The following is a 15,465-nucleotide window of genomic DNA, read 5'->3' on the forward strand; positions in this document are numbered from 1 at the left end:
TAATTAAGAAATTTCCGGCCAGGAAAATTATTCTCCTCTGTGGCTGGAAAGGTCCATGGAAATTCCTATCTGATTGACGTTCGAAGAGTTGTGATATCTCACGTGGGCATAATCAATACGGAATCTGGAAACTTTAACTCCAAATCCTGCAGAAAGTCCTGAGAAATTTCTTTGATCCGCAACCGCCAGCTCATTTCCTCTTTTTACATTATATCCTAGCCTGATATTGAAATTCTTTTCCGGAAACAATTCGGCTCCCAAAGAAAAGTGATCGGCAATCTTTCTGCCGGCACCCACTTTCTGCCCGTCCAGATTCTCTTCTGAGGAAATATCAAACTTCTGAAGATCGTGTGCGGTAATGGTGATGGCAAGAGGAAAATTCTTGATGATTTTGGTATATCCAAGATCGATTCTGAAAGGAAGATTTTCTCTTGTCCCGTTAAAGGATTTCAGCTGAAAACCAAAGTTTCTCATGACCAATGAAACGACTTCCTTGCTCTTTTTATTATGATAGGTAATTCCCGCTGTTCCTGAGATCGCAGAAGAAGTATAGTTATCAATTTTTGAGGTAATAAAATTAAGTCCTCCACCAATCGTCCAGTCTTCTTCAAACTGGTAGGCATAGCCTGCGCCAATTGCAACATCAGAAGCTTTGAATTCTCCGTTTTCAAAACCGCTTTCATCCGTCCTCGGAATACTTCCATAGCTCATATACCTTGCATTGATGGTAGCCATATGGCCATTCTCAAAGTCTTTGGCATAAGCAATCGTTCCGTATTTCGAGTCGGCAAGGTAAGCCGTTGCGTTTACAGAAAGCTGTTTGTCAGAATCTTTATTTAACAGGGCAGGGTTTGCAATAGCAAAGGAAACATCATAATCTCTTACCGAAATTGCATCGCCGCCCAGAGCAGCCTGTCTTGCAGATACAGGTACATTTAAGAACGGATAAACATTTGTTCCTGTTTGCGCATAAGAAACAATTCCTGATAGAAATAATGAAAAAATGATAATTTTCTTCAACTCAATTTATAATTAATGCAAAAATAATCCTTTTTCGTACTTTTCAAAATATTTCTGACATTATTTCTATTTAAATATTTTTCTTTCATCAATATCTTTAATGATTATATTTGCAAAATCAAATTCCGGGGAAACCCATACTAATAAAAGTTATTAAAAATAAAAGATGAAATATAAAAGAATCCTTCTGAAACTAAGCGGTGAGGCCTTAATGGGAAACAGACAATACGGTATTGACAACGAAAGACTGCAGGAATATGCAGCTGAGATCAAAAAGGTAGTTGAAAAAGGCTGTGAAGTAGCGATCGTAATCGGAGGAGGAAACATTTTCCGTGGTGTTGCAGGAGCTGCCAAAGGAATGGACAGAGTGCAGGGAGATTATATGGGAATGCTGGCCACGGTAATCAACGGAATGGCTTTGCAGGGAGCATTGGAAGATGCAGGAATCAAAACAAGACTTCAGTCTGCTATCGAAATGGATAAAGTAGCTGAACCTTTCATCAAAAGAAGAGCGGTAAGACACCTTGAAAAAGGAAGAGTAGTGATCTTCGGGGCAGGAACAGGAAATCCTTATTTTACAACAGATACAGCGGCTACCTTAAGAGCGATCGAAATCGGAGCTGATGTGATCTTAAAAGGAACAAGGGTAGACGGAATCTACGACAGCGATCCTGAAAAGAATGCAGATGCTGTAAAATACAATTCATTATCTTTTGATGAAGTATTTGAGAAAAACCTTAAAGTAATGGATATGACCGCATTTACTTTAAGCCACGAAAATAAATTGCCAATCATTGTATTCGATATGAATAAGAATGGAAATTTAGAAAAAATCGTAGACGGAGAAAATGTAGGTACTTTAGTTGATTTATAATCAGTTTAACCGTTTAAAATATAAAAACACCTGTTGCAGTAATTGTGACAGGTGTTTTTTATTTATGATTGTTTTAAATACTTATTTGTCTGCTTCAACATTCTGTGTGGCATTTTCCTTTTCAACCAAAACATAACGGGAAGAAATCCATCCGATGATCTGATCGATTATTTTAAGAATCATCTCCAATTCCGTGACAGCAGTTACTCCGGGTACCAGCTTCACCTTTGGTTTTGGTAATGGCTGTGATAAAATAAGTCCTTCTACCTGTGGATTGGATCCTTCCGCAGGAATGCCATTATACATTCCCACATGCTGTACGGATAGCTGCAGCATATAGTCCTGCAAAGACTCAGGCGGTGTTTTGATGCTCACCGAGGAGGCACTTGAATGTTGGAGCCGGCCTGGCAGCGATTGGTTCTGTATTCTTGTATAACTGGCTCCTGAATTTGAAGAATCAGCAATCGCCATCTTTTGTAAAGCGTTTAATAAGGCTGCCGTCATATAGGTAGGAGCCTGACCATAAATCGTTGCTATTTTTCCCAGTTCCGATACCGGCCATGCATGAGGAACAACGTCCAGATCGTTCCAGTGCATGGTATTCCAGCTTTGATAAGTACCTGTCTGCTGCTGCCATCCCGGAGGCAATGGCGGGAATTTACTGTTGAACAGGCTGGCAAATGCAGCTTCACCCGGCGTTGGTCCGGCGGTAGGATATACAAGTGTTACCCCAAAAGCATCCAGATCTTTATTCTCTTTCAGATAAAGGGCGAGGGTAGGAGATAATGCTCCGGCAAGGCTATGTCCACAGAATATGATGGCTGTATCCGGATCCGGACTTAAGCTGGCAAGAAACTGTTGAAGCGTGGTATTGGGTGCGGCTGCATCACCCGGACTGATAAGTCCCAGAAGTATACCGACCCCGGTAGCAGTTCCTTTTGAAATATAAGGGTCAATGCCGTTAAAGGCTGATGGAGCAAAGTTGGAAGGGTTATAAGTCGTCCAGTTGACCACTTCTGCAACTGAGAAATCTTCTGTTTCCCAATCGTAAAGAGAGGAAGGATTAGTGGCAGCAATAGCCACAACGTAGGTAGGCAATGTAGGACCTCCCGGAAATGCGACAGCATCAGATTTAACAACATATAATGCATTATCTGCAACTCCGGTAGGAACTCCCTTTTCATTTTTTTCTTCGATCAGGGCAGGCCCCCAGACCAGATCCCAGTTTCCTAATTCCGCTACTGCTGAAGGATTAGCTATGGAAGGTGTTTTCTGATCCATTATTTTAACCGGAGGAACATTGTTAAAATAATAGGATAAATCATACTGAAGCTGTTGCTGTAGTTGGATACCAAAACCGTTGTAGCCTCCGGCACGGTTGGCAAGACCTGCCATACCAAAAACTTGTTGATAGGCATCTAAAGATGGATTTGTCATGATGTGATGGGTTTAAATTAGTTTATAATTGTTCATTTTTGCAAAATGTCTTATCCAGGACTTTCCGTTTGTTACGGCAAGTTTTCCGTTTGAAATACCTGCCGACGTTTCGTTTAAAAGAATAGAGTAAAGGACGTTATTAAAAATGATATCACACTAAGTAGAAATAACCAAAATGTTTGATAGGTATTTGTACCTGAAGTTTTTTGCTTGAAGTTGGATTTTTTGGTAAAAACAAGTTTTTTGTTTGAAAGAGGAGCTAAGTACACAATATAATGAAGAAAACAAGTATCATGAACATGGACTAATATGAAAGCTGAGATCAAGAAAGAAATGCCAACTGAAGTAAAAGAAATTCAAAAAATACTGTATAACTATTTGTGGTTCAAAACTAAATCGTTATATTAGAGGTAGTAGTGATTTTGCCACAAATATTTAAAAACTTTCAAAATGGATAAAGTAGTTTATGATCACATCGTAAAAGTGATCGATGCGGAGGGAAGAGAGAGTTTTCCCTATGAGGAAATGGCTAAATTGTTTGCTTTAAACCCAAAGCAATACCAACAATTAGCGAAGAAAGCAATAGAATATAATTTGAGGTCGCTTATAACGAAACAGACGATATTCTTTAATAAGATTTAAGTTTAATAGCCTTCTCTTTGAGAGGGCTTTTTGTTATATTTGTGAAAACTAAAAATTAATAATTATGTTTATAGAAATTAGAATTTCAGCACAACACGATTTTGTTTATATCAACGTTCATCAAATAACAGCAATTATTCCTTACGGATCAGAAATGTGTGCAGTATTAACATCGGACCAACAAAAATATGTATCTCATGACGACATATCCACCGTATTAAATAAGCTAACAACAATACTGAATAACAAGTAAAAATATCTGTTAAAAGTCTTTTTCTAAAAGATCTAAGATAACTAAAAAATAACCAAGTAATACGAAGGTCTCTTTTGTGGAGGCTTTTGTTATATTTGCATAAAACTCATATTATAATGAAACCAAGAATATTCATTGGATCTTCTGTTGAATCTTTAGATATAGCAAATAATATTCAAGAATTATTAGAGCATGAATCAAATCCAACTGTATGGACGCAAGGTATTTTCGACCTTTCAAATACTGCTCTTGAAGACTTAATAAAAGCGTTAGGTAATTTTGATTATGCAATATTCATATTTAAACCAGAGGATGTTTCTACAATCAGAAATAAAAATTACAATACTGTAAGAGATAACGTTATTTTTGAATTGGGCCTTTTTATCGGTAAGCTAGGAAAGGATAAAGTGTTTTTCGTTGCACCTAAAAACTCTAAAGATTTACATCTGCCAAGTGATTTGGCGGGAATTACATATGGAACTTATAATGCTGAAAGAGATGATAGTAATCTTCTGGCTGCACTAGGTCCTTTCTGTAACCAAATCAGACGAAAAATAAAAGATTTTAGTTATGGTAATCTAAAAAGTTTTGAAAGTGAAGATGATAATATTAAAGATATTATTATTGAAAAAAAAGATGCTTGGGAATTTAAATTAACTGCGGAATTATTGAAGGATCGTCTAAAAGAAATTACAAAAGATTATGTGCAATTAGAAGAACGCCTTTATTTTAGACGATCTAAGGTTCTTCAAGGACGTGAGTACGTAAGATTTATGAATGAAAAATTCAGAGATTTTTCAAATTTATTGAGAATCTTCTTGTACACATTTAACATTGAATTAAAAAATGCTTTTGGAGAAACCGGTGTCCCTGGTGATGCATATTTGATAAAAACAAGTATTGATAAAATACATGAAGTGTGTACTCATCTATTTGAATGGGAGACTGAAGTTCAAGCTGTTTTGCCTCCTGAAGGGGATGGAATGGAGATGATTCCTGTATATTTAAAAGGATGGACCAGAGTAATATTTGATAAGATCAGTGGTTTTCCGGACTTGATTTATAGCAAAATAGATCCTGCAGTGTTGGAAATGAACAATTATAAGGTTGATTTAAACATTGAATTGGGGGGATTGCCAAATAGCAAAGAATTTCAAGACTTGATGGATAAATTAACTGATAGAGTTAGACAAGGTTTTGAGTTGTAATATTTTTACATTGAAAGTAAACATGCATTACTTGAAATTTATAATTGGAAGTAGTAAAGTATCTAGAGAAAAGTCTAAACAGGAGTGGTTTTTATATAATCTAATACTTGTGGAATAAAAACAATTTTGCACAGTGTCCTATTCAAAAATATCAACGTTTTCACAAAATACAGAATGCAGTCTTACCAGAATATGGAAATAATCATTATTTTTGCAGCACTGAATAGCAAAAAATAATTTAAAATAGTAAGGAAACCCTGATGTTTACAGTGTTTTTAGTTTTAATTGATTGATATTCAGATGGATTAATAGATGTGTAATTTATCAAACTATACTATAATAATGGAAGAATTAGATCTTATATTAGAATCTGTAAAACAGGACATGGATGCAGCGGTAAAGCACCTGGATCACGCATTTCAAAGAATTAGAGCAGGACGTGCTTCTACGACAATGGTTCAGGATGTAATGGTAGAATACTACGGAGCAATGACTCCTATCAACCAGGTTGCGAATGTTTCTGTTCCGGATGCAATGACAATCTCTATTCAACCTTGGGACAGAACGGCAATCAATGCGATTGAAAAAGCAATCATCAATTCCAACTTAGGTTTTGCACCTTCTAACAACGGGGAAAACATTATCCTTAATGTTCCGCCTTTAACAGAGGAAAGAAGAAAAGAACTTGCAAAACAGGCTAAAGTGGAAACTGAGAACACTAAAGTAACGGTAAGAAATGCAAGACAGGACGGTTTGAAAGAACTTAAAAAGCTGGAAGGAGTTTCTGAAGATGTCGTAAAAGGCGTGGAAGAAGAAATCCAGGCTTATACTGATAAATACGTTAAACTTTGCGATGAGCATCTTAAGACAAAAGAAGCTGAAATTATGAAAGTATAATTTTCAGTTTTTAAAATATTTGTAAAGAGGTTTCCGATGGGAAACCTCTTTTTTTATTATTTTTCAGCCATTATTTTAACTTTTTATGATGCAATGCATTCTTATTCCATACTATATTGTGAAGTATTTACGTTCATTCATTATATTTAATGAATTATTCCTGACGTTCAATTAAAAAACAGGAAACAGATACTATAATGATGACAAAAATAATCGGGGTAGGAAATTATATCCCATCGGAAACAATAACCAATTTATTTTTTGATAAACATATTTTTCTTAATGAAGAAGGGATTTTATTAAAGGAGAATAACGCTTCCATTACGGATAAGCTTAAAAAGATTACAGGTATTGAAGAAAGGAGATATGCACATAGTACACAGGTCACTTCAGATCTGGGCGTCATTGCGGCGCGTGCAGCTATAGAAAATGCAGGAATCGATCCTGAAACATTAGACTATATTATATTTGCCCATAATTTTGGGGATGTTCGCTTCGGAACGGTTCAGTCTGATACGGTGCCCAGCCTTGCTGCAAGGGTGAAGCATGTATTGGGAATCAGAAATAATTTCTGTGTGGCCTATGATGTTCTTTTCGGATGTCCGGGATGGATTGAAGGGGTAATTCAGGCTCACGCGTTTATCAAATCCGGTATAGCGAAGCGATGCCTGGTTATTGGAGCAGAAACACTTTCCCGTGTGGTAGATATCCACGACAGAGACAGTATGATCTATGCCGACGGTGCCGGGGCGGCTGTTCTGGAAGTGAACCAGGATGATGATGCCGGGATCAGGTCTCATTTATCAGCTTCTTATACCCTTGAAGAAAAAGACTTTCTGTATTTTGGAAAATCTTACAACAACGAAAGATGCCCGGATACCCGGTATATTAAGATGGATGGTCGTAAAATATATGAATTCGCTCTCGTGAATGTTCCGGATGCCATGAAAAAATGTCTGGATAACAGTGGATATTCTATTGATCAGCTCAATAAAATTATTATTCATCAGGCGAACGAAAAAATGGACGAAGCCATCGTTAACAGGTTTTATCAGCTGTATGGAAAACCCGTTCCGGAAAATATCATGCCTATGGTTATTCATAAATTAGGCAACAGCAGTGTGGCTACCATTCCTTCTTTGCTGACGATGATTCTACAGGATGAACTGGAACATCATAAAATTAAAAAAAATGATATTGTGTTATTTGCTTCAGTAGGAGCAGGGATGAATATCAATGCTTTTGTGTATCAGTTTTAAAAATAAAAAGAGGTTTCCAACCGGAAACCTCTTTTTGTATATTCTATTTACAGTTCTCATTGTAATCATAGATCACTTCATTGATAATTGAAAGTTTATCCACCGTTGAATTGTTGATTTCATCCCGGATGAATTTTCCAAGACTGCTTCTTTTCTTCTCTTCGTTTTTCAGGGAACCATATTCTCCCTTTGTTATTTTTGCTTTTACGTAAGGGCAGTCTGCCAGGATAATTTTGGCTTTTGCGGGAGTCAGTTCTTCTACTTTTCCACCTTTTTTAGAAAAGATATAATTCGGGTTTTCTCTTAATCGGTCTGTTTCCGCCTGAGAAATAGCCTGTGTGCTGTTGGCAGAAAGCGCTGTAGGGTAACCATACAGTTTATAAACGGTTACTTTACCCTCTGCCACTACTTCTGCGAACTGATCTGTCCGTGAAAGATTATTGATAGCCTTAAAGCCCGCAGCCAATCCTGTTGAGCTTTCAGAACTGTTCAAAGCCTCTCTCATGTTTGAGTATTTTACCGACTTGAAAACCCTCGGAGTGTCACCTTCATACAACATGTATTCTTTGATATCGTCTGTGTCGTAGGTTTTGAATTTTATCTTATTCTTTACTTTGTCAATATCAGCAATGGCTACAAATTTTACTTTTAACTGATTTTGCCACGGACTTGAATAGCCGCCGTGCAGATGTACAACACCTTCAATTTTCTTTCCGGATTTGTCAATGATGTAGCCGTATTTTTCACCGTTGTATGTTCCGGTTTCATCCTGATCCTGAGCATGGGCATTGAGTGACACAAGACCGAACAGGCCAATAAGTAGTAAATTCTTCATGGTTTTGTTTTAAATTCCCACAAATATAAATTTTTAAATTCAAAATCATTATCAATTAAATATTGTAATAATAATCAACAAAAAAGCTCCGGAATTTCTCCGAAGCTTTTAATTTTATTTTAAAATCAGAATTATTGGTATCTCTGATGTTCCTTACTTTTGGTAAACCTTTTGGTGATAGGTTTGAACAATGCTTTGTATTTTTCTGCATCAAACAGTTGCGAATCTGTAAGTGCTTTATAAGTCATCCAGACTCCAAAGGGAAGAAGGATCAGGTTGGGAAGCCATGCTGCAAGATAAGGATTCATTTTCCCGCTCCATGACATATTTTCCACCCCGACATTCATGACATAAAAGATGATGAAAATAACGATAGCGATGATGACCGGAAGCCCCATTCCTCCTTTTCTGATGATAGAACCTAAACTTGATCCAATCAAAAAGAAGATGATACAGGTCACAGAATAGGCAACAATTCTCTGCTGGTAAATCACTACCTTACTGAAGTATTTTACATTAGAACTGTATTCATTCTTTTTGGATTCCAGTGTTGATTTCAGGTTGTCCAGCCTGGTGTAGGAATTATAAATGATTTCCATTTTTCTTTCACCTTTTACCGTATCCAGTTTGATCTGGGTTTTCGGAGCAGCTTTATGTTTATTCCCTTTATCCATATAGGTAATCACAGAATTGGTCTGGTTAAGAACTTCCGAACCTATATTGTCAAAGAACTGTTTATTGTCTTTTTTGGTTTTGGTAATCGTTCCGTCAAGCTGGTTGTAGGTCTGGAAACGGTAGTCATCCGTAATCTGTTCTTTTTCGATCGCTTTATTGATGATTTCACTGATGTCAAAGTGGGAAACCAGTGTATCGAATTTAATAGCCTGGTCCGGCTGTTTCAGCCTTACGTTATCGCCTTTTCCGGCAAAAGCATCTTCAAATACATAGCCGTTGTATAGAACAAGCTTTAGAAAGTTCTTGTTGGCTGCCGGAACAAATTTTCCTTTTTCAGCAACAACAGACTGCTGGTTTTCGTAAGCATTAGCTTTTTTATGAACAAAAACACCTTCAATATTTTCTCCGTTTTCCCCATAAATTTTATCAAATTTTACCATATAACCGGGAATCTGATCAATAAACTGTCCCGGAGTAAAGTTGATGGCCGGTTTGGTTTGAGCAATATTGAAAAGCATGTTCTTGGCTTTTTTCTGAAAATCCGGGATAATATTGTTGGAAAAGAAAAACAGCATGATCGCAAGTGCTGTTGAAATTCCAAGAAGAGGCGTCATTACACGGGTCAGAGGAATTCCCGCTGCTTTCATGGCTGCAAGCTCGTAGCGTTCTCCAAATTCACCGAACGACATAATACTCGCCAGAAGGATCGTAAGCGGGAGCACCATACTGATGACGTTTACCCCAAGATAAAAAAGAAGTTTAAGGATCTGCCAGTAGCTTAATCCTTTTCCCATAAACTGTCCCAACTGTACCCAGATAATGTTTACAATAAAAATGAAAAACAATACGCTGAATATAAAGAAAAACGGTCCAAAGAAGGTTTTTATAATGTATCGGTCTAGTATTTTTAACATGCGCCAAAATTAATCAAAAAGCCACAAAGTTTACTTGTGGCTTTTTATATTTTGTTATTTTTTTAACGTTCAAAGTAAATTTACATAGTTGCGAATTCACTTTCAGCTTTTTAAAGTTCTGTAACGATGTAGTTTTTAAACTTATTTTTGTCAAAAACAAACATATTAGGATCCAGATCCTGGTTTTCTTTATATTCTTTAATAGCAATTACTGCAACATCTTTATTGTTTCCGTGCTGTTCCAGTTTTACCATCTGCTTTTTCGCTGAATCGACAAAAAGGTACACAAACTTAATTCCGTTGGCTTTTACCGGAGTCAGTTTAATAAAATCGGCATTCACACCATTCACCATTTTCTTACCGTTGTATGTTACATTATAATCGTTTCTATACGTTGTAAGATAGTTGATAGGGGAGAACATGGTGCTGGTTCCGTTAGGCTTGGCAATGGTTACTTCCATATCATCGGCGTTGATGTTGTAAATTTTATTTCCATCGAAGATCTGTTCCGTATCCATGATCTTCAGTTTGTATTTCTCTCCGGCAACATAATAAATACCAGGTTCTGTTTTGGTCACCTGTCCGTTAAGGCCGCTTCCAAAAGAAAATTTGAAGTAAGAATTCTTTTTAGAATTGTAGTTGGCTGTAATATCATCCAATATCTTTTTAGCTTTAGCATCAATCTTCTGAGCGTTGGCCATACCTACTGCACCTACAACAAAACTTCCCAATATAACTTTTGAAATAATATTTTTCATTTTCTTAATTTAATAATCGTTAGATTTTCTTTAATTCTTAAGGTTAAAACGATGTGTTTTTCCTTTAACTACGCAGATCTTCCAAAAACTGTTCCAAAGAATGAAGATCACTGATCAGAACCTCTCTTGCTTTAGCACCATTGAATCCTCCCACAATACCACTTGCTTCCAGCTGATCCATAATTCTTCCGGCTCTGTTATAGCCCAGTTTCAATTGTCTCTGAAGCATTGAAGTAGATCCCTGCTGGGTAGAAACGATTATTCTTGCGGCTTCTTCAAATAAAGCATCTTTTTCGTTCGGGTCAAAAGCACCTACTGTACTTGATGAATCTTCAGATACGTATTCAGGAAGTAATAATGCTGAAGAATACCCTTTCTGTTCTCCGATAAACTCTGCCAGTCTTTCCACTTCCGGAGTATCCACGAAAGCACACTGAAGTCTCAGGATCTCATTTCCGTTGAAATAAAGCATATCTCCTTTACCAATCAGCTGATCTGCTCCCGGAGAATCAAGGATGGTTCTGGAGTCAACACTGGAAATTACCCTGAAGGCGGCTCTTGCAGGGAAGTTAGCCTTGATCATACCTGTAATAACGTTTACAGATGGTCTCTGTGTAGCCACAATAAGGTGGATTCCTACGGCTCTTGCAAGCTGTGCAAGTCTGGCAATCGGTAATTCAACCTCTTTTCCTGCCGTCATGATCAAATCTGCAAACTCGTCTACTACCAATACGATATACGGTAAATAACGATGTCCGTTTTCAGGATTTAATTTTCTTTCCGTAAACTTTTTATTATACTCTTTTAAGTTTTTACAAAACGCATTTTTCAGAAGATCATATCGGGTATCCATTTCAATACAAAGAGAGTTCAGTGTATTGATTACTTTATTGGTGTCTGTGATGATGGCTTCTTCTGCATCCGGTAGTTTTGCCAGGTAATGTCTTTCAATTTTAGAATATAATGAAAGTTCCACTTTTTTAGGGTCTACCATGACGAACTTCAGTTCGCTTGGGTGTTTTTTGTAAAGAAGGGAAGTAAGGATAGCGTTAATACCAACAGACTTACCCTGACCTGTTGCCCCTGCCATCAATAAGTGAGGCATTTTTGAAAGGTCAGCCATGAAGATTTCATTGGAAATAGTCTTTCCGAAAACTACCGGAAGATCCATATCCGTATTCTGGAATTTCTGGGAAGCGATAACAGAGCGCATAGAAACCATGGTAGGATTCTTTCTTGGTACTTCAATACCAATGGTTCCTTTTCCTGGCATTGGCGCGATAATTCTGATTCCTAATGCAGAAAGGTTCAGCGCAATATCATCCTGCAGTTTTTTAATCGCTGCTACTCTGATTCCTGCTTCAGGAACAATTTCATACAGCGTAACTGTAGGACCGATGGTTGCTTTAATCTCTGCGATTCCAACATTGAAATTCTTCAGAAGTCCGACAATTTTATTTTTATTTTCTTCTAATTCTTCCTTATTGATGGAAATTTCTTCATTACCGTAATCTTTCAGCAAATCTACAGGTGGCATCTGGAAGTTGGCAAGATCTAGCTTGTGGTCATACAAACCATGCTTTTCTACCAGTTCCTGTGACTTTTTATCAGAATCATCCAAAACATCAACCACCTGTGCCACTTCTACATTGAACTTAATGTTTTCCTGTGCCGGAGCAGTGGTTACTGCCGGAGACGGAGTAGAAGGTCTGATATCAAATGCTTCCTCCGGGCTTGAAACCGGAACAATGGGTTTGGTAGAAAGGTTTAAGCTGACCTGTTGAGAAACATCTCTTGGCTCTGCTTCAAAAGAAGTATGGTTAGGCGTAGAAATGGTTTCTATTTCGTTGGAAACCGGAACCTCAGGAAATCCTTTCGGAGCACTTACCGGTTCCGGGTCTTTTATTGTATTGACAGGCGTTGTAACGGGCTTATTGGTAACATCACTCACCGTAACTCTGGAAAGTGTTTCCTCTTCAGCTTCCTCTGCTTCCTCTTTCAATTCCTCATCAGCCTCAAAATCATCATTAGAGTCAGGCATCATGGATTTTACTTTTCCGATCGTATTTTCATTGATCTTATCCAGCTTCGCCTTGATCGAACTTGGACGAAGATTAAACTCAAGAATAAAATAGAGAAGAATGCTTGCAGCTAACACTGTCCATAAACCTACTGCTCCGATGATGGAGTTAAGATAGTCCATGATCTGATATCCATAAACACCGCCTAAAACACCCTGGCCTTTCGTAAGTGCCCCCATAAAAATAGGAAGCCAGCAGATGAAAAATAAAGAGTGGCCGATCGTTTTCCACGGTTTGAAGATTTTCTTCTTAAGGATCAGAGTCCCTACTACAAGGAATAAAAATGCAATGATAAATGAAGCAATACCAATACTTTCAAAAATGAAAATATTTCCAAGCCAGTCACCTACCTTGCCAAAGATATTGGAAGATTTTATGCTTTTGTCCAGCATGGTTCCGGCCTGGCTTTGATCTGCTTTCCAGTTCATCAGATAAGAGACGAATGAGAGTGCAAGAACAGCCGATAAAAGTATAAAAGTAAGCCCGAAAAAAATACGTGGCTTAGATAAGATTCTGCCTTTCTCAGGCGATTCAGTCGGTTTTTTTTGTGTCTTTTTATCCATAATATCAATGTCGCAAATTTAATGTTTTATTCAACACTAAATAAATCTTTTTTATCCAAAAAACATTTTGGTAATCCCGCTTTTACAAAGGGTATTTAAAATTTTTACTTTAAGAATATTTTCTTTTATGACAGAATAAAATAAGGTTATTTTTTTGGCTTATCCAAATCTGATACCGTTAAATTATATTAACTGTTTATGAATTGTTTTTCTTTAAAAAGATAATAAAATTTTTGATTTAATCGGACAGAGATTAAAAAAATTAACAATATTAAAGTTTTTAGATAGCAATAGTGTTTTTTGAACTAGTTCAAAGGTCAGGACGTAAAGCCTCTGTAATTTTGGCCTATACAATTTCACCTATGAAAAATAAATTTAAAACTATTCTGACCTCTTGTCTGATAGTAATTTCAATGATTACAATGAACGCACAACAACAAAAAACGGAACACACGGCACTATTAATTATCGATGTACAAAATGATTATTTCCCGGGCGGAAAAATGACACTGGAAAAAAGCGTACAGGCCGCTGAAAACACCAGAAGAATTTTAGAATATTTCAGGAACAATCATCTTCCTGTCATTCACATTCAGCATATTTCTACCAATGATGGTGCAACGTTTTTACTTCCGGGTACAGAGGGCGCTAAAATCCATCATCTGGTTGTACCGGAGAAAGATGAAAAAGTTATCGTTAAGCATTTTCCCAACAGTTTCAGAGAGACGCATCTTCTAGATTATCTTCAGTCAAAGAACATTAAAAACCTTGTGATTACAGGAATGATGACAGACGTCTGTGTGGAATCTACAGCCAGAGCTGCTTTTGATTTCGGGTTTACCAATACCATTATTGCCGATGCCACAGCAACCAGAAATCGTGAACTGAACGGGGAAGTAATAAAGGCTGAAGAAGTTCAAAGATCCTTTCTGGCGGGAATATCTGCTCTTGGAAATCTTTATGCCCGTGTAATAAATGCAAAAGAATTTTTAAAATAATGTTATCCTGGACATGCAGACACAAAGATTTTTAAGATATGCTTATATGCAATCATCTGCAGAATCAGCTCAATCAGCGAGAGAATAAAAATATTAAAAACGCAAAGACGCAAAAGGCTTAGGATATATTATGTTTATGTAAGGCGTAAGAACATTTCGACCTCGCTCAATATGAGATTTTCAGCAAACTGAGATGTTTTAAATATTATCGGAGATAAAATCTTTGCGACCTTAAAAACATCTGATATTTCAAAAAATTATTAGCGTCTTTGCGCTTGCCCAACAAAAAAACAGAGTTCTATTGTTTAAATACAAAATAACTTAACCTAACTTAATTTCATAAAGGTGTCAATAATTTTGATACCTTTATTTTGCTTAAATAATCCTATGCCCGATTTACTTTTTAAAAATATCAGTCAATATATCAATCTTTCAGAAGAGGATTTTCAAAAGTTTGCAAAGCCTTTTGACCGCAAAATATTTAAAAAGAAAGAGTTGGTGCTCAAAGAAGGAGAGTATTGTTTCTTTGAAGGATTTGTTCTGAACGGGTGTTTTAAAATCTATTATCTCAATGAAAACGGATTGGAGCAAACCTTATATTTTGGGGTTGAAGGCTGGTGGATTACGGATATTGACAGCCTTATCAATACCGTTCCCAGTATTCTGAATATTGAAGCCCTTGAAGACAGTGAAGTATTGATGATTTCTAAAAAAGATAAGGAAGATCTGTATGAAACAATGCCACAGATAGAAAAGCTTTTCAGAATCATGAACCAGAAATCTTCGGTAGCATTGCAGAGAAGAATTCTTTCCTTAACGGGTAAAACAGCAGACAAACGCTATCTTGAATTCCTGGAAAAGTATCCGGGATTGGAACAACGGATTACCCAACAGCAGGTAGCATCCTATCTGGGAATTACCCATGAATTTTTAAGTAAGATCAGAAAGAAATTATTGATTGGCTGAAGGGATTTGATTTTTATATGAAAGTTTAGCTATAAACCAATGTTTTACAGTGTTTTATTTTATTTTCATATAGAAGGGTTCAATC

The 15,465-nt window shown here is 36.8% G+C and carries 12 protein-coding genes; 6 read left to right on the forward strand and 6 right to left on the reverse strand.

The window, feature by feature from the left end; translation table 11 throughout:
• Nucleotides 1-27: 27 nt before the first annotated feature.
• Nucleotides 28-1,020 carry a type IX secretion system protein PorQ gene (gene porQ, locus FFS26_RS00960; RefSeq protein WP_110008755.1) on the reverse strand — a complete coding sequence of 331 codons (993 nt, stop codon included), beginning with the start codon at nt 1,018-1,020 and terminating at the stop codon, nt 28-30.
• Between the two features lie 166 nt (nt 1,021-1,186).
• Between porQ and pyrH the strand changes: the two genes are divergently transcribed.
• On the forward strand, nt 1,187-1,894 hold the full coding sequence (gene pyrH / locus FFS26_RS00965) for a UMP kinase (RefSeq protein ID WP_110008756.1): 708 nt from the start codon (nt 1,187-1,189) through the stop codon (nt 1,892-1,894).
• Nucleotides 1,895-1,975: 81 nt separating this feature from the next.
• Here the strand turns inward: pyrH and FFS26_RS00970 are convergent, their stop codons facing one another.
• Nucleotides 1,976-3,331, reverse strand: a complete 1,356-nt coding sequence (locus tag FFS26_RS00970) for a lipase family protein (protein ID WP_137904031.1) — start codon at nt 3,329-3,331, stop codon at nt 1,976-1,978.
• 1,011 nt (nt 3,332-4,342) lie between these two features.
• On the opposite strand from FFS26_RS00970, the gene FFS26_RS00975 reads away from it, so the two are divergent.
• The 3 genes from FFS26_RS00975 to FFS26_RS00985 all read left to right on the forward strand — a co-directional run bounded on the left by FFS26_RS00975 (nt 4,343) and on the right by FFS26_RS00985 (nt 7,590).
• Entirely contained in the window at nt 4,343-5,434 is a 1,092-nt protein-coding gene (locus FFS26_RS00975; protein WP_137904032.1) for a nucleotide-binding protein, read from the forward strand.
• 342 nt (nt 5,435-5,776) lie between these two features.
• Nucleotides 5,777-6,331: a ribosome recycling factor gene (gene frr / locus FFS26_RS00980; RefSeq protein ID WP_034694343.1), complete on the forward strand. Its 555-nt coding sequence runs from the start codon at nt 5,777-5,779 to the stop codon at nt 6,329-6,331.
• A 197-nt stretch (nt 6,332-6,528) separates the two neighbouring features.
• Nucleotides 6,529-7,590, forward strand: a complete 1,062-nt coding sequence (locus FFS26_RS00985; protein WP_137904033.1) for a 3-oxoacyl-ACP synthase III family protein — start codon at nt 6,529-6,531, stop codon at nt 7,588-7,590.
• A gap of 43 nt (nt 7,591-7,633) precedes the next feature.
• Here FFS26_RS00985 and FFS26_RS00990 read toward each other — a convergent pair whose 3' ends face one another.
• The 4 genes from FFS26_RS00990 to FFS26_RS01005 all read right to left on the reverse strand — a co-directional run bounded on the left by FFS26_RS00990 (nt 7,634) and on the right by FFS26_RS01005 (nt 13,416).
• The gene (locus FFS26_RS00990; protein WP_137904034.1) at nt 7,634-8,425 is read right to left on the reverse strand and encodes a hypothetical protein; all 792 of its coding nucleotides are present in this window, start codon (nt 8,423-8,425) and stop codon (nt 7,634-7,636) included.
• 131 nt (nt 8,426-8,556) lie between these two features.
• Nucleotides 8,557-10,014, reverse strand: a complete 1,458-nt coding sequence (locus tag FFS26_RS00995; RefSeq protein WP_137904035.1) for an LptF/LptG family permease — start codon at nt 10,012-10,014, stop codon at nt 8,557-8,559.
• Between the two features lie 110 nt (nt 10,015-10,124).
• Complete coding sequence (locus FFS26_RS01000; RefSeq protein ID WP_137904036.1) at nt 10,125-10,772, reverse strand: LolA family protein; 648 nt, start codon at nt 10,770-10,772, stop codon at nt 10,125-10,127.
• A 64-nt stretch (nt 10,773-10,836) separates the two neighbouring features.
• Nucleotides 10,837-13,416 (reverse strand): FtsK/SpoIIIE family DNA translocase, encoded by a 2,580-nt coding sequence (locus FFS26_RS01005; RefSeq protein WP_137904037.1) that lies wholly within the window; start codon nt 13,414-13,416, stop codon nt 10,837-10,839.
• A gap of 362 nt (nt 13,417-13,778) precedes the next feature.
• Here FFS26_RS01005 and FFS26_RS01010 point away from each other — a divergent pair, with 362 nt between their 5' ends.
• Together FFS26_RS01010 and FFS26_RS01015 are read left to right on the forward strand one after the other, a co-directional pair.
• Nucleotides 13,779-14,414 (forward strand): cysteine hydrolase family protein, encoded by a 636-nt coding sequence (locus FFS26_RS01010; RefSeq protein WP_137904038.1) that lies wholly within the window; start codon nt 13,779-13,781, stop codon nt 14,412-14,414.
• A gap of 387 nt (nt 14,415-14,801) precedes the next feature.
• Nucleotides 14,802-15,380 carry a Crp/Fnr family transcriptional regulator gene (locus FFS26_RS01015; RefSeq protein WP_137904039.1) on the forward strand — a complete coding sequence of 193 codons (579 nt, stop codon included), beginning with the start codon at nt 14,802-14,804 and terminating at the stop codon, nt 15,378-15,380.
• Nucleotides 15,381-15,465: the final 85 nt, after the last annotated feature.

This window comes from Chryseobacterium sp. 2VB (genome assembly GCF_005503635.1).
GTDB classification, from domain to species: Bacteria; Bacteroidota; Bacteroidia; order Flavobacteriales; family Weeksellaceae; genus Chryseobacterium; species Chryseobacterium cupriresistens.